Source organism: Mesorhizobium sp. M0772 (assembly GCF_040320135.1).
In the GTDB taxonomy this organism is placed as follows: Bacteria; Pseudomonadota; Alphaproteobacteria; order Rhizobiales; family Rhizobiaceae; genus Mesorhizobium.
The window spans coordinates 140,248-162,025 of record NZ_JAMYPB010000006.1; the positions used below are offsets into that span (position 1 = coordinate 140,248).

The 21,778-nt window shown below is 63.0% G+C and carries 17 protein-coding genes; 9 read left to right on the top strand and 8 right to left on the bottom strand.

The genetic code is table 11. The features are described 5' to 3' along the window. Positions 1–257 precede the first annotated feature (257 nt). The 4 genes from NKI06_RS06225 to NKI06_RS06240 form a co-directional block, all read right to left on the bottom strand. On the bottom strand, positions 258–551 hold the full coding sequence (locus NKI06_RS06225; protein WP_352984504.1) for a DUF2934 domain-containing protein: 294 nt from the start codon (positions 549–551) through the stop codon (positions 258–260). A gap of 87 nt (positions 552–638) precedes the next feature. Beyond that, positions 639–1,229: a BA14K family protein gene (locus NKI06_RS06230; RefSeq protein WP_352984506.1), complete on the bottom strand. Its 591-nt coding sequence runs from the start codon at positions 1,227–1,229 to the stop codon at positions 639–641. 192 nt (positions 1,230–1,421) lie between these two features. Beyond that, the gene (metH, locus tag NKI06_RS06235; RefSeq protein WP_352984508.1) at positions 1,422–5,231 is read right to left on the bottom strand and encodes a methionine synthase; all 3,810 of its coding nucleotides are present in this window, start codon (positions 5,229–5,231) and stop codon (positions 1,422–1,424) included. Between the two features lie 150 nt (positions 5,232–5,381). Beyond that, positions 5,382–6,503: a KamA family radical SAM protein gene (locus tag NKI06_RS06240; protein WP_352984510.1), complete on the bottom strand. Its 1,122-nt coding sequence runs from the start codon at positions 6,501–6,503 to the stop codon at positions 5,382–5,384. A gap of 201 nt (positions 6,504–6,704) precedes the next feature. Between NKI06_RS06240 and NKI06_RS06245 the strand changes: the two genes are divergently transcribed. The 3 genes from NKI06_RS06245 to NKI06_RS06255 all read left to right on the top strand — a co-directional run bounded on the left by NKI06_RS06245 (position 6,705) and on the right by NKI06_RS06255 (position 12,366). Next, on the top strand, positions 6,705–8,351 hold the full coding sequence (locus NKI06_RS06245; protein ID WP_352984511.1) for an acyl-CoA synthetase: 1,647 nt from the start codon (positions 6,705–6,707) through the stop codon (positions 8,349–8,351). 237 nt (positions 8,352–8,588) lie between these two features. Further along, positions 8,589–9,482, top strand: a complete 894-nt coding sequence (locus NKI06_RS06250) for a hypothetical protein (RefSeq protein ID WP_023689029.1) — start codon at positions 8,589–8,591, stop codon at positions 9,480–9,482. A gap of 262 nt (positions 9,483–9,744) precedes the next feature. Then, a complete protein-coding gene (locus tag NKI06_RS06255; RefSeq protein ID WP_023827696.1) occupies positions 9,745–12,366 on the top strand; it encodes a bifunctional diguanylate cyclase/phosphodiesterase in 2,622 nt (873 codons plus the stop codon). A 45-nt stretch (positions 12,367–12,411) separates the two neighbouring features. Here NKI06_RS06255 and NKI06_RS06260 read toward each other — a convergent pair whose 3' ends face one another. Together NKI06_RS06260 and NKI06_RS06265 are read right to left on the bottom strand one after the other, a co-directional pair. Then, positions 12,412–14,034 (bottom strand): ABC-F family ATP-binding cassette domain-containing protein, encoded by a 1,623-nt coding sequence (locus NKI06_RS06260; RefSeq protein WP_023689031.1) that lies wholly within the window; start codon positions 14,032–14,034, stop codon positions 12,412–12,414. A 378-nt stretch (positions 14,035–14,412) separates the two neighbouring features. After that, positions 14,413–15,156, bottom strand: a complete 744-nt coding sequence (locus NKI06_RS06265; RefSeq protein ID WP_023805622.1) for a 2OG-Fe(II) oxygenase — start codon at positions 15,154–15,156, stop codon at positions 14,413–14,415. 65 nt (positions 15,157–15,221) lie between these two features. On the opposite strand from NKI06_RS06265, the gene NKI06_RS06270 reads away from it, so the two are divergent. Continuing rightward, entirely contained in the window at positions 15,222–15,680 is a 459-nt protein-coding gene (locus NKI06_RS06270) for a hypothetical protein (protein WP_050586866.1), read from the top strand. Positions 15,681–15,726: 46 nt separating this feature from the next. On the opposite strand, the gene NKI06_RS06275 is transcribed toward NKI06_RS06270, so the two are convergent. Both NKI06_RS06275 and NKI06_RS06280 read right to left on the bottom strand, forming a co-directional pair. Then, entirely contained in the window at positions 15,727–16,266 is a 540-nt protein-coding gene (locus tag NKI06_RS06275; protein ID WP_352984513.1) for a carboxymuconolactone decarboxylase family protein, read from the bottom strand. A 44-nt stretch (positions 16,267–16,310) separates the two neighbouring features. After that, the gene (locus NKI06_RS06280; protein WP_023670326.1) at positions 16,311–16,733 is read right to left on the bottom strand and encodes an OsmC family protein; all 423 of its coding nucleotides are present in this window, start codon (positions 16,731–16,733) and stop codon (positions 16,311–16,313) included. Between the two features lie 200 nt (positions 16,734–16,933). Between NKI06_RS06280 and NKI06_RS06285 the strand changes: the two genes are divergently transcribed. The 5 genes from NKI06_RS06285 to NKI06_RS06305 all read left to right on the top strand — a co-directional run bounded on the left by NKI06_RS06285 (position 16,934) and on the right by NKI06_RS06305 (position 21,760). Beyond that, positions 16,934–17,659 carry a 3-keto-5-aminohexanoate cleavage protein gene (locus NKI06_RS06285; protein ID WP_023743846.1) on the top strand — a complete coding sequence of 242 codons (726 nt, stop codon included), beginning with the start codon at positions 16,934–16,936 and terminating at the stop codon, positions 17,657–17,659. Positions 17,660–17,831: 172 nt separating this feature from the next. Further along, complete coding sequence (locus tag NKI06_RS06290; RefSeq protein WP_352984516.1) at positions 17,832–18,875, top strand: acyltransferase family protein; 1,044 nt, start codon at positions 17,832–17,834, stop codon at positions 18,873–18,875. 318 nt (positions 18,876–19,193) lie between these two features. Next, the gene (locus NKI06_RS06295) at positions 19,194–19,703 is read left to right on the top strand and encodes an Lrp/AsnC family transcriptional regulator (protein WP_023670324.1); all 510 of its coding nucleotides are present in this window, start codon (positions 19,194–19,196) and stop codon (positions 19,701–19,703) included. Continuing rightward, positions 19,700–20,863, top strand: a complete 1,164-nt coding sequence (locus tag NKI06_RS06300) for a saccharopine dehydrogenase family protein (protein ID WP_352984518.1) — start codon at positions 19,700–19,702, stop codon at positions 20,861–20,863. Before NKI06_RS06295 ends, NKI06_RS06300 begins: the two co-directional genes overlap by 4 nt. 108 nt (positions 20,864–20,971) lie before the next feature. After that, entirely contained in the window at positions 20,972–21,760 is a 789-nt protein-coding gene (locus NKI06_RS06305; RefSeq protein ID WP_352984520.1) for an ABC transporter substrate-binding protein, read from the top strand. Positions 21,761–21,778 lie beyond the last annotated feature (18 nt).

Below are 21,778 nucleotides of genomic sequence, written 5' to 3' on the forward strand. Positions count from 1 at the left end.
AGAGAAAGTGGCGAGAGTGTCTACAGGCACGCTGGTGCCGCGAAGTGGTTGGCACTTCGTATCGCGGCATCTGGGCTGCTTCGCCGGCGTCGGCACCGTCCGCTTACGGATGTTGCTATGGCCAGCACGGATCAATTTGGGCGCAAAGCTGTCGGAAATGACGGCCTCTGTCGCGACTGCCAAAGTGATAAGTGTCAACAAGACACTCTGAAAGATCGTCCTGGCCCTCCGATCAGGACGTCGCCCGCCTCTTTCCCTCAATCCCCCCGCGCAGCCTGCTCAACTGCGGCGCGGTCCGTGCCCAGTCTGTCGATCAGCTCCTGTGCCTCGTCGCCCGATATGCCGGTTCGCACGGCGAGTTCCTCGACGGTCAGGACGTCGGTGCTGGCGATCTCGCGCGGCAGGGCGTCGTCGGCGGTCAGCGGCAGGGCCGCCTCGCGGTCGATTTCGGCCTCGGCCCGGTGCCAGTGGTGCTCGGGGTCGCCAGTGCCTTCGCGCTCCCAGATCTGGTAGGCGCGCTGCTGTATCTTATGATGGCGGTCGTCTTCCATGGTGGTTCCTCCCCTGGGCTTCGAGGACGATCCGAACGACCCCAGAAATCGCGCGGTCGCAATCGTTCGCGGCGCCCCTCGCGCTGGCTACTCGCATTGCCGTCTCGGCCCGCCGGAATATGGCTGGTAGCTGTTGTCTTCCGGACGGTAGGAGCGATAGCGGCTGAAGCAGGAGGCGACATGTTCCGGTTCGCCGCCGGCAGCCGCGTAGGCGCCCGCGCCCTCGACATAGCTTGCCTCTCGCGGCGCGACGCGGTCGGCGGCGAGATAGGGCGATACGCAGGTGCGCTGCTGTCCGCTATAGGACATGTAGCTGTTGTCCTCGGGATCGTAGGAGCGGTAGCGGCTGGCGCACCAGGCGAGATGCGGCGGCGGCAGTTCGGTCCGCGCGATGGCGCCGGTGACGGTGGGATCGGGCTGCTGCCTGGCCGGGTCCTGGGCTGGCTCCCTGGCGGCGATGTCGGCAGGCGCGGACTGCTCGGGCGGCACACGTTCGAAGTCCTGCGCCGTCTTGTCCACCGGCCGCGCTTTCCGGGTCCACAGTTCCGCCACGCTGACGGTCGGCCTTGCCTCCCGCGCTGGCTTGGCGGCAAGCAGCCAGGCTGCGAAAACCAGCCCGCTGCCGAACACCGCAAGGGTCAGCACGAAGCCGCCGACCAGTCCCAAAATCGCTTTCACTCGACACTCCTTGTGTCCCTGCCAATAAAATGCGGGACATCACGGCTTGTTCCAGAAAAGCAGGCGCGAGGGACCTAAGTCTGACCGACCGACAACCGGCAGCTCACATCCGCCGAGGACCGGGCGCGATTTTTTCGTCGGTGGAAATCAAGGAAGCGCGAGCAGCTGTTGGGTCAGATCACGTCCGAGCCGCTATTCCGCCGCCTCGGCATAATCCACCGGCACATAGTTGAGGATAGGCCCCAGCCAGCGCTCGACCTCGGCCAAGGGCATCTCCTTACGCCGCGCATAATCCTCGACCTGGTCGCGTTCGACCTTGGCGACGCCGAAATAATAGCTTTCGGGGTGCGCGAGATAGAGGCCGGACACCGATGAGCCCGGCCACATCGCGTAGCTTTCGGTGAGGCTGACGCCGGCATTGCCTTCGCCGTCGAGCAGCCGGAACAATGTCGCCTTCTCGGTGTGGTCGGGCTGCGCGGGGTAGCCGGGCGCCGGGCGGATGCCGCGATAGGGCTCGCCGACCAGTTCGTCGGGCGCCAGCTTCTCATCAGCGGCATAGCCCCAGAATTCCTTGCGCACTTTCTCATGCATGCGCTCGGCAAAGGCTTCGGCGAAACGGTCGGCCAGCGCCTTGACCATGATCGAGGAGTAATCGTCGTTGGCGCGCTCGAAACGCTCTGATATCGCCACCTCCTCGATCCCTGCGGTGACGATGAAGCCGCCGATGTAATCGGGCTTGCCGATGTCGGCGGGTGCGACGAAATCCGACAGCGCGACATTGGCCTTGCCGTCGCGCTTGGGCAGTTGCTGGCGCAGCGTGAAGAAGGTTGCCAGTTCCTGCGAGCGTGCCTCATCCGTGAACAACCTGATGTCGTCGCCGACGGTGTTCGCCGGCCAGAAGCCGATGACGGCGCGCGGCGCGAACCATTTTTCCGCGATGATCTTTTTCAGCATCGCCTGCGCATCCTCGAACAGCTGGCGCGCCGCCGGTCCCTGCTTCTCGTCATCGAGGATCTTGGGATAGCGCCCCTTCAGCTCCCAAGTCTGGAAGAACGGCGTCCAGTCGATGTAGCGCGCGAGCTCCGTCAGGTCCCAGTTGCCGAAAACCTTGACGCCGGTGAAGGACGGCTTCGGCGGCTCATAGGCGGACCAGTCGACCTTGTGCGCATTGGCCCTGGCCTTGGCCAGCGGCAGCCGCTGCTTGTCGGCCTCGGAGCGGGCATGCGCGTCGGCGACCTTTTTGTACTCGGCCCGCACGGTATCGACGTAGCCGCCCTTGGTCTCGTTCGACAGCAAGGACGAGACGACGCCGACCGCCCGGCTGGCGTCATTGACATAGACCGTCTGTCCCTTGGAATAGCGCGGGTGGATCTTCACCGCCGTGTGCACGCGGCTGGTGGTCGCGCCGCCGATCAGCAGCGGAATGTCGAAGCCTTCACGCTCCATCTCGGCGGCCATGTGCACCATCTCGTCCAGCGACGGGGTGATCAGGCCGGACAGGCCGATGATGTCGACATTTTGCTCACGCGCCGTCTGCAGGATCTTTGCCGCCGGCACCATGACGCCGAGATCGATGATCTCGTAATTGTTGCAGGCCAGAACGACGCCGACGATGTTCTTGCCGATGTCGTGGACATCGCCCTTTACAGTCGCCATCAGGATTTTGCCGGCCGTCTGGCGCTCGCCATTGTCGATGCCATTGGCGGCGTTGGCCAGTTTTTCGGCCTCCATGTGCGGCAGCAATCCGGCCACCGCCTGCTTCATCACGCGCGCCGACTTCACCACTTGCGGCAGAAACATCTTTCCAGCGCCGAACAGATCGCCGACGACATTCATGCCGGCCATCAGCGGGCCTTCGATGACATGCAGAGGCCGCTCGGCCGCAAGGCGCGCCTCTTCGGTGTCGGCGTCGATGAATTCGGTGATGCCGTTGACCAGCGCATGCGAAATCCGCCGCTCGACCGTCCAGTCGCGCCAGGCGAGATCGCGCTCCCTGGCTTCCTTGCCGGCGGTGCCCTTGAAGCGCTCGGCGATCTCCAGCATGCGTTCGGTGGCGGTGCCGCCGGCCCTGGGCGCGCGGTTGAGCACGACGTCCTCGCAAGCCTCGCGCAGTCCCGGTTCGATCGTGTCGTAGACGGCAAGCTGGCCGGCATTGACGATGCCCATATCCATGCCGCGCTGGATGGCATGATAGAGAAACACGGCGTGCATCGCCTCGCGCACCGGCTCGTTGCCGCGAAACGAGAAGGACAGGTTCGAGACGCCGCCCGAGATATGGACATGCGGCAGCGTGCCGGTGATCTCGCCGGCGGCCTCGATGAAGTCGACGCCGTAATTGTCGTGCTCCTCGATGCCGGTGGCGACCGCGAAGACATTGGGGTCGAAGACGATGTCCTCGGGCGGGAAACCGGCCTGTTCGGTGAGCAGCTTGTAGGCGCGGGTGCAGATCTCGACCTTGCGCGCCTTGGTGTCGGCCTGACCGGCCTCGTCGAAGGCCATGACGACCACGGCCGCGCCATAGGCGCGCACCAGCTTCGCGTGATGCAGAAAGGCTTCCTCGCCTTCCTTCATCGAGATGGAGTTGACCAGCGGCTTGCCCTGAACGCATTTCAGCCCGGCCTCGATGATCTCCCATTTCGAGGAGTCGACCATCACCGGAACACGGGCGATATCAGGCTCGGCGGCGATCAGGTTGAGATACTCGACCATCGCCTTTTTCGAATCGATCAGGCCTTCATCCATGTTGATGTCGATGATCTGTGCGCCATTGGCGACCTGGTCGCGCGCCACGTCGAGCGCCGGGACATAGTCGCCCGCCGTGATCAGCTTTCGGAACCTGGCCGAGCCGGTGACGTTGGTGCGTTCGCCGACATTGACGAAGGGAATCTCGTCGGTCAGCGTGAATGGCTCCAGCCCCGACAGGCGCATCTTGCGCTCGATCTCGGGGATGGCGCGCGGCGGATACTTCTTGACAGCCTCGGCGATGGCGCGGATGTGGTCCGGCGTCGAGCCACAGCAGCCGCCGACGACGTTGACGAGCCCTTCCCGCGCAAAATCCTCGATCTGCGCGGCCATGAAGTCCGGGCTCTCGTCATAGCGGCCGAATTCATTGGGCAGGCCGGCATTCGGATAGGCGCAGACGAAGGTGTCGGCGGCGCCTGAAATTTCGGCCAGATGCGCGCGCATCGCATTGGCGCCGAGCGCGCAGTTGAGGCCGATGGTGAAGGGGCTCGCATGGCGCACCGAATGCCAGAAGGCGGTCGGCGTCTGGCCCGACAGCGTGCGGCCGGAGAGATCGGTGATGGTGCCCGAAATCATCACCGGCAGGCGCACGCCCTTTTCGAGGAAAATCTCGTTGCAGGCAAAGATCGCCGCCTTGGCGTTCAGCGTGTCGAAGATGGTCTCGATGAGAATGATGTCGGCGCCACCGTCGACCAGGCCGCGCAGCTGCTCGCCATAGGCCAGGCGCAATTCATCGAAGGTCACCGCGCGGTAGCCGGGATTGTTGACGTCGGGGGACATCGAGGCGGTGCGGTTGGTCGGCCCGAGCGCGCCGGCGACGAAGCGCCGCTTGCCGTCTTCCTGCTGTGCCCTCGCCGCTGTCCGACGCACCAGTCGCGCGCCGTCCCGGTTCAGCGCGTAGACGGCATCCTCCATGCCGTAATCGGCCTGGGCGATCGAGGTCGAGGAGAAGGTGTTGGTCTCGAGGATATCAGCGCCAGCGATGGCGTATTGATAATGGATCTCCTCGATCGCCTTCGGCTGCGTCAGGATCAAGAGGTCATTGTTGCCTTGCTGGTGGCAGGCGCAGCCGGCGAAAGCCTCGCCGCGAAAATGCTCCTCGTCGAAACCGAGGCCCTGGATCTGCGTGCCCATGGCGCCGTCGAGGATGAGGATGCGCTCGCGTGCCGCCGCGGTGAGCACCGCAAGCACTTCCGAACCGTCGGGCTTGGCCGCGACGGGGCCGAACATTGCGTCCAGCGATGCAGAATTCTGCGACATTTTTTATCCTTGAGGCGACAACCATCACATAAGGATATCTTTATGTCAACATACGGAATGCAGGCGAACGCGTCATGGCGAGAGTTTGGTGCGATGGTCATCCCGATCGACAATGTGACGGCGGCGGTCATCGTCGCCGCTGCGCCCTGCCTACACCACGACGTCCTGATACAGCCTCACCTCGCCGTCCTGGCCGCGGATGCGCCAGTCCTGCCCGTCCCGGCCCTCGACATGGCATGGCCCGAGCGGCACCTTGCCACCGCCTTCCGGCAGGTCCAGCACATAGACCGGATTGCAGATGCCCGACAGGCGGGCGCGCAGCGCGCCGGCCAGCGCCTGTCCCTGCGCAATCGTGGTGCGCCTGTGCGCCATGCCGCGCGCGAGGTCGCCATGGTGCAGGTAATAGGGTTTGACGCCGAGCCGGTACATCAGTTCGCGGCAGAGTTCCTCCAGCACCTCGACCGTGTCGTTGACGCCCTTGAGCAGGACACTCTGGTTGAGCAGCACGAAGCCTGCCTGGCGCATGACGCGGCAGGCCAATTCGGTGGCCGGCGTGATCTCCCGCGCATGGTTGAAATGGGTGACGATTGTGACCATCAGCCGGCCCTGCAACGCGCCAACCAGCCCCGGCGTGATGCGCGCGGGCAGTACGACAGGCACGCGCGTGTGGATACGCAGCAGCCTGACATGCGCGATCGCCTCGATGCGGGCGCGGATTTCAGCCAGCGCCTTGTCGGGCAGCGAAAGCGGATCGCCGCCCGTCAGGATCACTTCGCGGATTTCGGTATGGCCTTCGATATAGGCAAAAGCCTCTTCGAGCGCTTCTCGCGTATAGCCGCGGCCGATCGAGGTCAGGGATTCCTTGCGGAAGCAGAAACGGCAATAGACCGCGCATTGGTAGGTCGCAAACAACAGCACCCGGTCGGCGTGGCGGTGCGTCAGTCGCGGCACCGGACTGAAGGCATGGTCGGCGATCGGATCGTCGAGCTCGCCTTCCGTTTCCGTCAGCTCATCCGGCGATGGAATGACCTGGGCGCGGATCGGATCGGCGGGATCGTTCCAGTCGATCAGGTCGAGATAGGTTTTGGGGGCACGCACCTTGTGGCGTACGGCCGCCTCCTGCGCCGCCGCGCGCTCGGCGGGTGACAGCGGCAGGGAGGCGAGATCGCGGACGTGGCGCACGCCCGCGCGGATGTCGTTTTGCCAGGCGGTGTCGGCATCGCGTCCTTCGTCGGCGATGGCCGCGTCATCGAAAGTTGGGTCTGGGGTCATTGGGGCCTCGGGGCAATTCTGGCGGTGCTATCGGCCGGATGGACGGTTCGGTCAACAGCAGTGGCTCGGCGCGGATTGTCGCTGCGCTGCGGTCCTTCACATTCCCCGACTATCGCCGTAATCGACCAGCGCAGCAATTTCAGGCAATCTGACCGATAAGGCGCTCCAAGGGGAGATGGGCGCCGCCTAGGGAGGACTGCCATGAGCAAAATGCCGCGCTATGAGGATGCCGTTCAGCGCTTTCGCATCGAAGATGAGATCGCGCGGTTGTATGGCAACCCTGGAACCGGCATCAATGCCTATGTCGAATGCTGCGGCCGCTACACCGGAGAAGACCGGCTGGCGCTGCGCGCGATCTCGGCCGGCGGCGAGCTTCGCGAATTCAGCTTCGACGATCTCGCCGACATGTCGGGGCGCGCCGCCAATGTGCTCAAGGCCGCCGGCGTCGGTGCCGGCGATGTCGTCGCCGGGATGCTGCTGCGCGTCCCCGAACTGGTGGCGCTGATCCTCGGGACATGGCGCATCGGCGCGGTCTACCAGCCGCTGTTCACCGCCTTCGGTCCGAAAGCCATCGAGCACCGCCTCGGCTATAGCGGCGCGAGGATCGTGGTGACCAACCCGGCCAATCGCGGCAAGCTCGACGAGGTCGAGACATCAGCGCAAATCGCCACCATCCTTGGCAATGGCGATGTGCTACCTGCAGGCGACATCGATTTCCGCGCCGCGCTTGGCACCGCCTCGCCCGACTGCCAGCCGGTGATGCGCAAGGGCGACGATTTGTTCATGATGATGTCGACGTCGGGAACGACCGGCCTGCCCAAGGGCGTCCCGGTGCCGCTCCGCGCCCTGCTCGCCTTCGGCGCCTATATGCGTGACGCGATCGGCTTGCTGCCCGACGACATCTTCTGGAACATCGCCGACCCCGGCTGGGCCTACGGCCTCTATTACGCCATCACCGGCCCGTTGCAGCTCGGCATCGCCACGACCTTCCATGAAGGCGCCTTCAACGCCAAGAGCACTTACGACATCATCGAGCGGCTCGGCGTCACCAGCCTTGCCGGCTCGCCGACCGCCTATCGCCTGCTGATGGCGGAAGGCGCGGAAGCTGCGGCCCGTGTCAAAGGCAGACTGCGCGTGGTGAGCAGCGCCGGCGAGCCGCTCAACCCGGAAGTCATCCGCTGGTTCGACGCAAATCTCGCCGCGCCCATTCACGACCATTACGGCCAGACCGAGAACGGCATGATGGTCAACAACCATCATGGGCTCTCGCATGTCGTGCGCGCGGGCTCGGCCGGCTTCGCAATGCCCGGATATCGCATGGTGGTATTGGACGAGGCCGGCAACGAGCTCGGCCCCAACCAGCCCGGCATCCTCGCCGTCGACATCGCGAAGTCGCCGCTGCGCTGGTTCGACGGCTATCACCAAGCCGAGACGCCGGCGATCACGGGCGGCTACTACCGCACGGGCGATACGGTGGAGTACGAGGCGGACGGTTCGGTCTCCTTCATCGGCCGGGCCGACGATGTCATCACTTCGGCCGGCTATCGCATCGGCCCGTTCGACGTCGAAAGCGCGCTGATCGAGCATCCGGCGGTCACCGAGGCGGCTGTCGTCGGCGTGCCCGATCCGCAGCGCACCGAGATCGTCAAGGCCTTCGTCGTGCTGGCGCCGGCCTACAAGGGCAATTCGGAGCTCGCCGAAGAGCTTGCCCAGCACGTCAAGAAACGGCTGTCGGCGCACGCCTACCCGCGCGAGGTCGAGTTCATCACCGAACTGCCGAAGACCCCGAGCGGCAAGATCCAGCGCTTCCTGCTGAGGAAGGCGGAGGTGGAGAAGCGCAAGGCGTGATTAGGCGCCAATCTCCCCCCTCGAGGGGGAGATGTCGCCGAAGGCGACAGAGGGGGTCGTTGTGCGTGAAGCGCTAACGTCGTCTCGCGCTGCAAAAGGAGTCAGCGCTTCACGCGCGGCGACCCCCCTCTGGCCTGCCGGCCATCTCCCCCTCAAGGGGGCAGCTCCAACGCCGTCTTTTTTCAGCCCAATGTTGTCATGTATCCTTGGAATCGAACGTAGAGCAGGGTTTATATCATGCGGTGGGTCTGGACGTTTCTGTTTGCGCTGGTGAGCAGCGTGGCTTTCGCGGCCTCGCCGGAGGACGACTATGTCGCCGCGCGTGACAAGGCGATGGCTGATATCGCGGCGCTGAACAGCGCGAACGCGGCAATCGAGACCATCGACGCTGAGAACGAGAAGGCCTTGGCCGATCTCCAGCATCGTCTTGCCGGCATCGTCGGCCCGCTGGCGGTCAAGGACTTTCCGCCAACCGGCACAATCAATATCGAAAGCCTCAGCGACTCCGATATCGGCTATGGCATGCTCGATGGGCTGCGATACACCAAGGACGACGACGGGCCTAGCCTGGTGGCAACGACGCGAGGGCTGCTGGAGCGCTGGCTCCAGTCCAGAACCGCCGAGACCGACGAGAGTTTCAAACTGCCCGTCGGCATCGATGAGGCGCTTAAGCTCGATGCCTTCTACACCCAGGCGATCAACAGCGACGCCGCCTTCGAGGGAACGCTCGACTTTCCATTGAAGAAGCCCGAGGGCGCCGACATCGCCTTCGCACGGCTCGGCGGCTGGACGCAGGACGTCGGGCCGATCTACGAGCAGGAAGTCGTCATTACGCTCGTCAAAGGCAACAGCGTGAGAATTATCGCAGCGCCGGCAGCCCCAGCCGTTCCGAAGATCGCCGCCTGCGACGCCGTGTGGGCTGCTGCGGACGCCGCCGCGCAGAAATTCCAGGAGGCCTACCAGGCATCGGACCTGAAGGACGAAAAAGCGTTCGATTCCTCCAACGCCGCCTGGGACAAGGGCGACAGCGACTACCGGGCCTGCATGGCGCAGCGCCTGCCGACTGACCCGGCTTTCCCGGCGCTGCTCGCCCAGGCGCAGGCGCTGGCCGGTCAAATGGCTGGGAAGTAAGCCTCCCGCAAGGGCCCGCGCGGCAAGATCAGGCGGCTTGTTGCAATCTGAGGCGAATATGACTTCGCCGCTGGGTTGCAGAACGCTGCAACCTGGCGTCCTACTTTCGGACACTCATTCAGATTTCGGCTGGACCCTGGCAGCCAAAAGCTTACCGTTTGTTCTCGGATTCGTCTCGAAGCTCAAACTTAAGCTTTAGCTACTATGGTCGACCGAAGGACTACTGTCCTGGAAAGGTCTTCGGATCGAGTTGGCAGGTGCAATGCTCAATTCCGGCCGGTTGAAACGGGCCGTTTTTTCTTCCGCCAACTTGCCGGCGGCGATTGCCTTTGTCGTGCTTCTCGTCTGCGCCCTGGTTGCCGACCAGAGGAACAGAGAGGTCTCCGATCAGCTGGCGCGCGCCGACGTCCTGGCCAAGGTCAACATCATACGCGCCAAGCTCGAAGGCAACATAGGCGGCAATCTCCAGCTGGTTCAGGGTCTCGTTTCGACAATCGTTACCGAGCCCTATATGGGCCAGCAAAGATTTGCGGCACTCGCCCGTAATCTGTTCGAGCAAAAATCGCAGTTGCGCGATATTGCCGGCGCCCCCGACCTCGTCATCGCGCTGATGTATCCGCTGGAAGGCAATGAAAAAGCCATCGGGCTGGACTACCGCAAGAGCGATACGCAACGCATGGCCGCGCTTCGCGCCCGTGACCAGCGCGCGCTGGTGCTCGCCGGGCCGGTCAAACTGGCGCAAGGCGGACGTGGCTTCATCGGCCGTATCCCGGTCTTCGTGCCGACGGCGGGTGGCGGCGACCGTTTCTGGGGTATCGTCTCGGCCGTGATCGATGTCGATCGGCTCTACGCTGCCAGCGGACTGACCGACCCTGATCTGGATATCGATGTGGCGCTTATCGGCAAGGATGCGCTCGGCGGCGGCGGGGAACTGTTCTTCGGCGGCGATAATGTCGTGTCCGGCAATCCGGTGATGGCAGAGGTGCAATTGCCTTCAGGCTCCTGGCAAATTTCAGCCATACCGAAGGGCGGCTGGCCGACCGCTCCGAAAAATGAGTGGCTGTTGCGTCTGCTCATGGCGCTTGCCGGCGCGCTGGTGGTGCTGCCGATCCTCGTGGCAGGACGTCTTTTCGGTGAGCGGCAGAAAAGTGACGCCGAGTTGAGGCGCCTGTCCCGGCGGCTGGAGCTGGCGTTGGAAGCCTCTGCTATAGGCGTGTGGGAGCACGATACCGTCAGCAACGAACTCGTATGGGACGACCGCATCAACGAAATCTATGGCAAACCCGGCGGCGGCAAGACCCGTAGCTATGACGACTGGGCGCTGGCGATCCATCCCCAAGACTTCGAACGGGCTAAAGCAGATTTCGATTCGGCTGTTGCAACACAAGGCCCCTACTCTTCGCAGTATCGGCTCCTGCGGCCGGACGGCACCATTCGCCATGTGCGCACCCGCGCCAGTTTCTTCCGGGACATCGACGGCACGCCAAAAATGATCGGCGCCGAATGGGATGTGACAGGCGACGTGCTGCTCAACGAGAATCTCGTGCGTGAACGTCGCCTTTCAGAATCGAAAAATGCCGAACTGAACCTGGCCAAAGCCCGCATCGAGCATGTCGCGATGCATGATTCGCTGACCGGTCTGCCCAACCGTCGGTATCTGGACGAGATGCTTGCCGAAAACCGCGAAGCCGACGGCCGTGCGGCGTTGCTGCATCTCGACCTTGACCGGTTCAAGCAGATCAACGACACGCTCGGCCATGCAGCGGGCGATGCATTGCTGGTGCATGCTTCGAAAGTCATCAAGGCCAGCGTCGGCAGTGCCGATTTCGTTGCGCGCATCGGCGGCGACGAGTTTGTCGTGCTGAGCCATGGACGCGACGACAAGGAACTCGCCGCGCTGGCCGACCACATTATCGATGCGATGCGCCAGCCGGTCGACTATCTGGGTCACCAGTGCCGGTTCGGCGTCAGCATCGGCATTGCGGCCAATAGCGGCGTCGATGCAAGGCAGTTGCTTGTCAATGCCGATCTGGCGCTGTACCGGGCGAAAGGCCGCGGCCGCAACCGCTACGAGTTTTTCAACGAAGAGCTGCAGAGCGAGATCGTGCGGACCAAGCAGACCGCCGACGAGATTCTGGGCGGGCTCGAGCGGAACGAATTCATCGTCTACTATCAGCCGCAGTTCGACGCCAAGACGCTGGAGATCGTCGGCGTCGAGGCGCTGTCGCGTTGGGATCATCCGCAACGCGGCATGCTGACCCCCGACGCCTACATCAAGGTGGCTGAAGAACTTAATGTCGTGGCGCTTATCGACCGCACCGTCCTGGAGCAGGCGCTCGATAATTTTGAGCGTTGGTCGCGCAGCCACCTCAACATCCCGCGCGTCTCGGTCAACGTTTCCGCACGGCGCCTGGAAGACAGGGACCTGATCAAGGGTTTGCGCAAGCTTCCGATCAAGGAAGGGACCGTGTCGTTCGAACTGGTGGAGTCGATTTTCCTCGACGAAAACGACGAGCTGGTCAGCTGGAACATCGAACACATCAAGGGGCTCGGCATCGACGTCGAGATCGACGATTTCGGCACCGGGCATGCCTCGATCGTCTCGCTGTTGAAGTTGCGGCCCCGTCGCCTCAAGATCGACCGCCAGCTGGTCACCCCCATCACCAGCTCAACCGCACAGCGGCAGCTTGTGTCGTCCATCATCGACATCGGCAAGTCGCTCGGGATCGAAGTGATCGCCGAGGGCGTCGAGACGATGGAGCACGCGCGCATCCTGAAAGAGCTTGGCTGCGACATCCTGCAAGGCTTCCTGTTCGGCTACCCGATGGATGCCAAAGCCTTCAAGGCCTTCGCGCAGTCGCGCAAATGGCTGGCGGCGAGCTGACAAATCCTGGCTTTGCTGGACGCAAATGCGGACGCAGGACCTGCGTCAGGTCCGCAGCCCCGGCGCCTCGTGCCCGGTCCTCTCCACATATTCGGTATAGCCGCCGCCATAGGTGTGGATGCCTTCTGGCGTCAGTTCCAGCACGCGGTTGGAGAGTGCGGCCAGGAAATGGCGGTCGTGCGAGACGAACAGCATGGTGCCTTCGTATTGCGACAGCGCCGTGATCAGCATCTCCTTGGTCGCGATGTCGAGGTGGTTGGTCGGCTCGTCGAGCACCAGAAGATTGGGCGGATCGAACAGCATCAGCGCCATCACCAGGCGCGCCTTTTCGCCGCCTGACAGAACCCGGCATTTCTTCTCGATCTCGTCGCCGGAAAAGCCGAAGCAGCCGGCGAGTGCCCTGAGCGGCGCCTGGCCGGCTTGCGGAAACGCGTCCTCCAGCGTCTGGAACACGGTGCGTTCGCCCTCCAACACCTCCATGGCGTGCTGGGCGAAATAGCCCATTTTCACACTCGGCCCCCGAGCAACTGTGCCGGCATCCGGGTCAGACGCGCCGGCCACCAGCTTCAGCAGTGTCGACTTGCCGGCGCCGTTGACGCCCATGATGCACCAGCGCTCGCGGCGGCGGACCTGGAAGTCCAGCCCCTCATAGATCGAGCGGCTGCCATAGCCCTTGTGGACGTTCTTCAGCGTCACGACATCCTCGCCGCAGCGCGGCGCCGGCTGAAAATCGAAATTCACGATCTGACGGCGCTTGGGCGGCTCGACACGATCGATCTTGTCGAGCTTCTTCACCCGGCTCTGCACCTGGGCGGCGTGTGACGCCCGCGCCTTGAAGCGCTCGATGAAAGCGATCTCCTTGGCCAGCATGGCCTGCTGGCGCTCGAACTGCGCCTGCTGCTGCTTGTCGGCGATCGCCCGCTGCTGCTGGTAGAATTCGTAATTGCCGGAATAGGCGGTGAGCGAACCGGCGTCGATCTCGACCACCTTGTTGACGATGCGGTTCATGAACTCGCGGTCGTGCGAGGTCATCAGCAGCGCGCCCTCATAACCTTTCAGGAACTGCTCCAGCCAGATCAGGCTTTCGAGATCGAGATGGTTGGACGGTTCGTCGAGCAGCATGACATCGGGCCGCATCAACAGGATGCGGGCCAGCGCCACGCGCATCTTCCAGCCGCCGGACAGTTTGCCGACATCGCCGTCCATCATTTCCTGGCTGAAGCCCAGGCCGTCCAGCACTTCGCGGGCGCGGCCATCGAGCGCATAGCCGTCGAGTTCCTCGAAACGGTGCTGCGCCTCGCCATATTTCTCGATGATCTCATCCATCCGGTCGGCCTGCTCGGGATCGGCCATGGCCGCCTCGAGTTCGGCCATTTCGGCCGCCACGTCGCTGACCGGCCCGGCGCCGTTCATCACTTCGGCCACAGCACTGTGGCCGGCCATGTCGCCGACATCCTGGCTGAAATAGCCGATGGTGACGCCGCGATCGACCTGCACCTGGCCCTCGTCGGGCTGCTCCTGGCCGGTAATCATGCGAAACAAAGTCGTCTTGCCGGCGCCGTTCGGACCGACAAGGCCGATCTTCTCGCCCTTCTGTAGCGAGGCCGAGGCCTCGATGAAGACAAGCTGGCGGCCGTTCTGTTTGCTGATGCTTTCAAGACGGATCATGCGACTGGAAGAACCTTGGAGGATTTTCCCCGGCCCTTACGCGATCGGCCGCGCCAGAGGAAGCGCCCATTTGACGCCGCGCGCAAAAGCCGCTGCGGTCCGCACCTCCAGAATGCAAAACAGCCCGCCGCGCGATTTTGCGCAACGGGCTGTTTTTGAACCAGCTTCTGTACTCAGTTCGGTGCGGGCACTTCCGCTTCTATTGACGGCACCTGCTGGGCGGCGAGCGAGGCGAGCTTGCCCCGTCTGACGAGTGTCGGCTTCTCATAGGATCGTTTCATAAATGCCCCTCTCTTACACAAGCGGAGACTGTTCCGCCGAACTCGCCATGTCAATAAGCAGCGGTAGTGAGGTGCTTTGGCTGTGTCCGACGAATTGTCACTTCGCGTCGTGGAAAATGATCCCCACTGTATGCCGCCTGCCGGAGCGCAGGCGGCTGACGCCGTGCCTGAGGTTGACGCGGTAATGGCCTTTCGTGCCTTGCACCGGGCGGTTGTGGACAGCAAAGATCACCGCATCGCCCCGGGTCAGCGGCACCACTTCGGCACGGCTTTGCATGCGCGGGCGCTGTTCGGTCAGGACGAATTCGCCGCCGGTGAAATCCTCGCCGGGCTGCGACAACAGGATCGCCACCTGCAGGGGAAAAGCGAGATCGCCATAGAGGTCCTGATGGAGGCAGTTGAAGTCGCCGGGGCCATATTGCAGGAGAAGCGGCGTCGGCCGCGTTTGGCCGCTTTCGTGGCAAAGCTGGAGGAAGGCGGCGTGGTCATCGGGATAGCGCCGTGCCGCGCCCATGCGTTCGTTCCAGTCGTTGGCGACGCCGGCGAGCCTGGGATAGAGCGCGGTGCGCAGGCCACCGACCAGATCCGGCAGCGGATAGCGGAAATAGCGGTACTCGCCCTTGCCGAAGCCATGGCGGGCCATCACCACATGGCTGCGGAAATGGTCCTCATGCGGATAGAGACCGGCGATCTCGGTGCACTCCTCGGGTGAAAGCAGCGCCGGCATGACGGTGCTGCCGTGGCTGTTCAGTTCGCCGACCAGAGCACTCCAGTCCTGCGCTGCGACGCGCGCTTCGGCCGAATGGGCTGCGCGTTTGGTGCTTATCGAATGGATGGTCATGGATGCCTCCTTTGCTTGCGGTCAAAGTGGGGCGAACGAGGCGCCTGGGCCACCCGATTCCTGCGATGAACATTGTCATCTGCTGCCGGCAGCGATTAACTGTGTACATGCATCTTTCGATCGAACCGCTAAATGGCGTCAAAGGGCTTCCTCTCGGATCGTCTAAGGCGACTGTCAGATCCTTCTTTTCAGGAGAACTCAAGGTCTTTCGGCGGAGCCCAACCAGCGTTCCGGCCGACTATTGGCCGGACCTTGGAGTATTCGCCTATTACAAGGCCGATGGCGCACTCGAAGCGCTAGAATTCACCTCGCCTGCGATCTTGGAACTGGGTGGCGCGTCGCTGTTTCCGATTTCCATGGAGGTTGCGCTGAGGTTCTTGAGACAAACCGACCCCAATGTGAAGGTCGAGATCGATAGCGCGATTTCGAATGCTCTCGGCATCAGCATCTGGACAGCCATAGGAAAAGAAGCGGACTCCCAGGTGGAAACACTTTTGCTGTTTGGAGCCGGCTACTACGGCTGATCCTTCCGGGCGATATCCACTGCAGATCGACTGCGTATCGATCGCATCAGACCGGATCGGCACCCTTGCGGCGACACGCCTCCAACTCAGGGTCCAGATCGACCCTCACCGCGTTTGTGAACAGGCAGGTCGCCACCATGATGCCGGCGAAGGCGACGAGGTTGACCAGCAGTGTGTCGTCGTAGCTAGCCTTGAGTGCCGCCCAGACATCGTCGGGAACGGCGTTGGTATCGGCAGCGACTGCCTTGCCGAATTCGATCAGCAAAGCTTCTTCAGCGCTGGGCTCGATCGCCTCGGGATCAAGACCGCTGTCGATCAGCGCGCGGCGGAAGAAGGTAAGCGGTATCTCGGCGCGGCATCTCTCGGAGATCGCCAGCGACAACAGCCAGACAGCGCGGTCGTCGAGTGCGGGCTTGAGCAGATCGCGCAGGGTGAACCATTCGGCATAGATGCGGTGGGCCGCCGGTGAATGCAGCAGGATGCGCTTCATGTTGGTCATGCGTCCGCGCAGGCCAAGCTCCCTGTCGTGCTCGGCGCGGATGTCTTGCGATGCCGAGGCGTAGTCGATCGGCGGGATCATGGCCATGGGACGGTCCTTGGTTGGTGGCAGCGAGGCATTCTGCGAAGCCCTCACCCAAGCGTCGTATGCAATTGCGGCGCGGCGCGCAGCGTGTTGGACACCGTGCAGATCGCTTCGGCGTCCTCGACGATCCGCTGCTTGGTCGCAGCGTCGAGATCGCCTGAGATGTCGAGCCTGATGTTGAGCCTTTCGACGCGCGACGGCTCGTCCTTGGCCTTCTCGCCGCTGACCTCGGCGCGCACCTCGCCAAGCGCGGCGGCAACCCCGAGGCGGGAGGCGGCGATGCGCGCACTCAGCACCATGCAGGCGGCGAGCGAGGCGTAGAGCAGGTCGAGCGGATTGAAGCCCGGCGCGCTGACGCCGGTGACGACATCGACTGCACCGCCGGTCGGAGTGGTGATGGAAGGCAAGCCGCCGGGCTGCAGCGTCGCCGTCGCGCCGGTGACGCGGGTTCTGACCTTCAACTCAGCCATCGCAAATCCTTCTGGCCGGCAGTCCGGCAAAGGGGTAAGGATCGCCCGTGGCGTGTCCTGTCCCGCTATATGGTATGTCCTGGGCCGATACCGCAACCTCCGCAGAAGCGGCACCCTGTCAGCAATCTTCACCACGCCCGTTCCCTCTCCGCCCTGCCCTGCGGTAGGCTCGCGCGATCCGCAACAGGATCGCGAGAGCCATGATCGTCCAGGCCTGCATCAATGGCGCGCGCGCCGCCGATTTTCACCCCACACTGCCGCTCGACTCCGACGCTATGGCGCGCGACGGGGCGGCTTCGATTGCCGCGGGCGCAGCTGAGCTGCATGTCCATGCCCGCAGCGCGGACCGCCGCGAGAGCCTTGCGCCGGCAGCGATGGATCCGACCATCGCAGGGCTGCGCCGTGCCTGCCCCGGTACGCTGATCGGCGTCTCCACCGGCGCCTGGATCGAGAATGACGATACAAGCACGCTGGTCGCCATCGCCGGCTGGCGCGAATTGCCGGACTATGCCTCGGTCAATCTCAGCGAGGCGGCCGCGCCTATCGTCATGGAGAGCCTGCGGCAGCGCGGCATCGGCATCGAGGCGGGTCTGGCGTCGGTCGCCGACGCCGAGCGGCTGGTCGGCCTCGACCATGGCGGGCGCGTGCTGCGCGTGCTGATCGAGATTTCCGAGCAGACGCTAGACGAGGCTTTTGCGGTCGCCGACGGCATCGAACAGGTCCTGGAGCGCGCCGGCATTCGCCGTGCCATCCTGCTGCATGGCGAGAACGCGACGGTGTGGCCGTTCGTGCGCCGTGCCGCGGATCGCGACTGGTCGACGCGCGTCGGGCTGGAGGATGGGAAGCATCTGCCGGATGGCACGGTTGCGGCCGGCAATGCCGCGCTGACGGCGGCAGCCGTGGCGATCTTCCAGGCCGGGCGATAGCGCATACAAGCAGCGCGCCAAGGCATCGCCGAGACGATGGCGATCGCAAGGCCCGGGCCGCGAAAGTCGGTGAAAGCTATTCAAATTTTATGTATTAATTAAACCGGCAGTTAATCGTCGCATCAACGATCTCATCGGTGTTAATATTCTCCGGCATCGGGGACATTTTTTAATGAACGTCATTCCGGATAATGATCACGCTGCGCCGCGTCGGATTCAACAATATACATCGATACAGACCCTGCGGGGGCTAGCAGCCCTAATGGTTGTTATCAATCATCTTCCGGCCGCACTAGGCGTGCTCGATTTGCCTATTCCCATTCTAAACAGCGGCGTCGACCTGTTTTTCGTCATCAGCGGTTTTGTCATGGTTCTCTCGACGGAGAACAGACATCGCGACCACCGTGCTTTTTTGATGCAGCGGTTCACGCGCGTCGTTCCGTTCTATTGGGTCATGACCTTCCTCATGGTCGCCGCACTTTGGCTGTTTGCCGGTCGTGGAGTGTCCTTTGAGCAGATTACCAATAGCCTGCTTTTCGTGCCCTATCTCGATACGGCCACAGGCTATGTCCAGCCAGTGCTTGGCGTGGGTTGGACGCTCAATCTGGAAATCCTGTTTTACATTCTGTTCGCGGCGACTATGGGTTTTGGTGCGCTGACGCAAATGGCCACGATTGGCGTTGTCTTTGCAATCGCCGTAGCCGCACGCATTATCTTCAAACCCGCCGCCGACACTGTGCTGTTTTTCTATACCACGCCAATCCTGTTTGAGTTCCTTGCCGGCATGGCTGTCGGCCATCTGGTCGGCAGACTGGTGCGTTTGCCGGCTTTCCTGGGCGCCTCGGCTGTCGGGTTCGCTATTGTGTCCACACCGGTGATGGTACTTGGCTTCAACTTGCCGCGAACCCTTGCTCAAGGTATCCCGGCGCTGATCCTTGTCGCGGGTTGCATCAGCCTGGAGAGCTACTTCCGACTTTTTGCTCCTCGCGTGCTGGCAAGGCTGGGAGATGCTTCCTACTCTCTCTATCTGACCCATCCTATCGTGCTGCTCGCGATCGCTCCTGTCGTTGCAACCGCCAATGTGTCACCATGGCTTGCAAGCATAGCTATTGTCACCGCCTGCATCGCCGTGTCCCTGGCGAGTTATAGTTTTATCGAAAGGCCGCTTTTGGCCATGTCGCGAATGAGCCTCTCCGCCTATCAGGTGAAGGCGTGAGTTGCGGCTACGCCGCAGCTCGGTCGGCCTGCCATTCGGGTGCGTTGCTCACTACGACCTACCGTCGCGTTCAAGCGACCACGGCCGCGGCAAGATCGTCTTCGAACTCCCTCACCTAGTGCTGTCGCGCACATCCTCGACTGCCCCAAAATGTGCAGCGGTTTTGGGACGACATGCATCCTGTCTTGCCTGAACGCACACGGGAACTGACACAGAGGGATGACATAGCTCTTGCTGCTGTAAAAAATTCCCCATAAGGTATTTTTCATATCCGAAAGAAAATCCGATCGTTTCTTTCCCTTTATGAAAGCCTTGCCTTTGCGTGAGCATCTCGATCAAACCGATCGACGGCTGGTAAAGCTGTTGTCGCAGGATGCCCAGCCCGGCATCAACCGGCTCGCCGAGACGATGGCGATCTCGGTGCCGACGGTGCGCTCAAGGTTGCGCAATCTGCTCGACCGCAACCTCTTGAAGATCGTCGGGCTGCTCAATCTGACCGAACGCCCCGAGTTGATCTCGGCCATTGTCGGCATCAACGCTCAGGGACGTGGCCGCGCCCGGGAACTGGCGCAGCGCATTGCCGAACTGCCTTTCGTCAACTCGGCCTCGGTGGTTACCGGGCGCTTCGACATCATCGTCGACGTGACCGTCGCCGGCGATGTCGCCGACCTCTACCGCATCACCAGCGAGCTGATTCCGGGCGCCGGCATTCCCGGGGAAGTCGTGCGCAGCGAAACCTTCGTCGTCATGGCTTCATGCAACAAATGGGTCAGCCTTCCCGAAGGCTGCTGGTCGGAAGAAACACCGTCACGCAAGGAGCCGGCATGAGAATAGCTGTTCTCGGCGGCCTCGGCCTGCAGGGACGGGCGGCCATCGCCGATCTCGTCGCCAGCGCCGGTGTCGAGGAAGTCGTCTGCCTCGATACGTCGGCTGACGGCCCTGCCCGGCTTGCCGGGCTGACCGACCTTTCCCGCGTGCGTTTCGTCATGCCCGAGGGCGCGATCGGTCCGGCGCTTGCCACCGTGCTGGCGGATGTCGACGCCGCCATCGATCTGTTGCCGCAGCCATTGATGCGCGAGGCGGTGCAGGCCGCGATCGCAACGCGCACGCCGCTGGTCACCACCAATTACGGCAAGGCGATTGCCGATCTGGCGGCGGAGGCTGAACAGGCCGGCGTTTCGATCATGACCGAATGCGGGCTCGACCCCGGCATCGACCTCGTGCTCTACGCGCGCGCCGCAAAGCAGTTCTCTACGATTTCTTCGATCGATTCCTATTGCGGCGGCATCCCCGAACCGAAGGCGATGGCCAAGCCGCTGTGCTACAAGGTGAGCTGGAATTTCGACATGGTTCTGGTCAGCCAGAACCGCGACAGCGTCATGATCGAGGATGGCAAGCGCGTCGAAGTGCCGGCCGGGCGGCAGCACGACAATCCCTTCATCCACGAAATCGAGGTCGCGGGCCTCGGCCGGCTGGAAGCTTTCCCCAATGGCGACGCTCTGCACTATGTCGAGATGCTGGCAGCCGCCAAGGGATTGCAACGCTCGGGCCGCTATACGCTGCGCTGGCCGGGATGGTCGGCGTTCTGGGCGCCGCTGAAGGAACTCGGCTTCCTCTCCGAAGACAAGGTGCCCGGCACCGGCGCCAGCCCACGCGAATTTCTCGGCCGTCTGCTCGGCCCGCAACTGCAATATGGCGCCGACGAGAAGGACCTTTGCGTGATGCGCAATGTCTTTTCCGGTCTCGAAGGCGGCCGCGCCAAAACGGTGACGTCGGACCTGATCATCGAACGCGACCTGGCATCAGGCCTGTTCGGCATGAGCCTTGGCGTCGGCTATCCCGCCAGCATCGTGGCGCAGATGCTGGCGCGGCGCGAGATCGCCACACCAGGGCTTTTGAACCCGCTGCTGCATGTGCCGGACGAACCCTTCTTCGACGAGCTGGCCAGGCGTGGCATCAAGGTTGCCGAGACGGTGGCCTGGGACTGAGGATTTTCGAACGGTGGCTGCCGCCGGCAAACGGTGCCGCCGCTCAAAAAACACCCAAAAGGGTGGAACAACAAAGTGGAACAACAACGATAACAGGAGGAATGCCAAATGAAGATTGCCAAGCTTTTCATCGCCGGACTTGCGCTTGCGGGCCTGACCGCTGCTGCCAGTGCCGGAACGCTCGACGAGATCACCAAGCGCGGCGAACTGCGCGTCGCGGTACAGACGCAAGGACCTCCCTTCTCGCTGGTCGGCGCGGCCGGCGAGCGCACCGGCAGTTCGGTCGAACTCGCCGAACTGATGGCCAAGGAAATGGGCGTCAAGATCACCTTCCTCGACTATGATTGGGACGGGCTGATCCCGGCGCTGCTTTCGGGCAAGGCCGACCTGCTCGTCGCCGACATGACGCCGACGCTGGCGCGCGGCATGAAGGTCGCCTTCACCACACCTTACATGTATACGGGCAGCACCGTCTTCACCAGGGCCGACAGCAAGTTCAAGACAACCGAGGACTGCAAGGCCAAGGGCACCAAGATCGCCGTGCTGTTGGGCGCCACCGGCGAAAAGGAAGCCAAGAACGCCTTCCCGGATGCCGACATCAAGAGCTACAAGGGCGGCGGCCCGCTGCTGCTCGACGCGGTCAACAACGGCCAAGCCGATTGCGGCGTCAACGACGTCTCGGCGGTCAAGGGTCAGTCGACAGCCTATCCCGCCGGCACCTTCACCATCATGCCGGACCTGTTGTCGAAGGAGCCGCTTGCCTTCGCCACCCGCTACGACGAGCCGGACCTGTTGATCTGGATGAACCTGTTCCTCAACCAGGTCAGCATCGACGGCCGCTTGCAGAAGAACCTCGACTACTGGGTCAATTCCGACGCCTGGAAGAAGGATCACTAAGCAGAGGTAAGCAGGGAG

Bases quoted from the DNA above. Each gene is read 5' to 3' on its own strand.
- NKI06_RS06260 (WP_023689031.1), bottom strand. From the start codon at position 14,034: ATGATCCGTCTTGAAAGCATCAGCAAACAGAACGGCCGCCAGCTTGTC.
- NKI06_RS06275 (WP_352984513.1), bottom strand. From the start codon at position 16,266: ATGGCCATGATCCCGCCGATCGACTACGCCTCGGCATCGCAAGACATC.
- NKI06_RS06265 (WP_023805622.1), bottom strand. From the start codon at position 15,156: ATGACCATCCATTCGATAAGCACCAAACGCGCAGCCCATTCGGCCGAA.
- metH (WP_352984508.1), bottom strand. From the start codon at position 5,231: ATGTCGCAGAATTCTGCATCGCTGGACGCAATGTTCGGCCCCGTCGCG.
- NKI06_RS06245 (WP_352984511.1), top strand. From the start codon at position 6,705: ATGAGCAAAATGCCGCGCTATGAGGATGCCGTTCAGCGCTTTCGCATC.
- NKI06_RS06290 (WP_352984516.1), top strand. From the start codon at position 17,832: ATGAACGTCATTCCGGATAATGATCACGCTGCGCCGCGTCGGATTCAA.
- NKI06_RS06250 (WP_023689029.1), top strand. From the start codon at position 8,589: ATGCGGTGGGTCTGGACGTTTCTGTTTGCGCTGGTGAGCAGCGTGGCT.
- NKI06_RS06270 (WP_050586866.1), top strand. From the start codon at position 15,222: ATGAACATTGTCATCTGCTGCCGGCAGCGATTAACTGTGTACATGCAT.
- NKI06_RS06225 (WP_352984504.1), bottom strand. From the start codon at position 551: ATGGAAGACGACCGCCATCATAAGATACAGCAGCGCGCCTACCAGATC.
- NKI06_RS06305 (WP_352984520.1), top strand. From the start codon at position 20,972: ATGAAGATTGCCAAGCTTTTCATCGCCGGACTTGCGCTTGCGGGCCTG.
- NKI06_RS06300 (WP_352984518.1), top strand. From the start codon at position 19,700: ATGAGAATAGCTGTTCTCGGCGGCCTCGGCCTGCAGGGACGGGCGGCC.
- NKI06_RS06280 (WP_023670326.1), bottom strand. From the start codon at position 16,733: ATGGCTGAGTTGAAGGTCAGAACCCGCGTCACCGGCGCGACGGCGACG.
- NKI06_RS06255 (WP_023827696.1), top strand. From the start codon at position 9,745: ATGCTCAATTCCGGCCGGTTGAAACGGGCCGTTTTTTCTTCCGCCAAC.
- NKI06_RS06240 (WP_352984510.1), bottom strand. From the start codon at position 6,503: ATGACCCCAGACCCAACTTTCGATGACGCGGCCATCGCCGACGAAGGA.
- NKI06_RS06285 (WP_023743846.1), top strand. From the start codon at position 16,934: ATGATCGTCCAGGCCTGCATCAATGGCGCGCGCGCCGCCGATTTTCAC.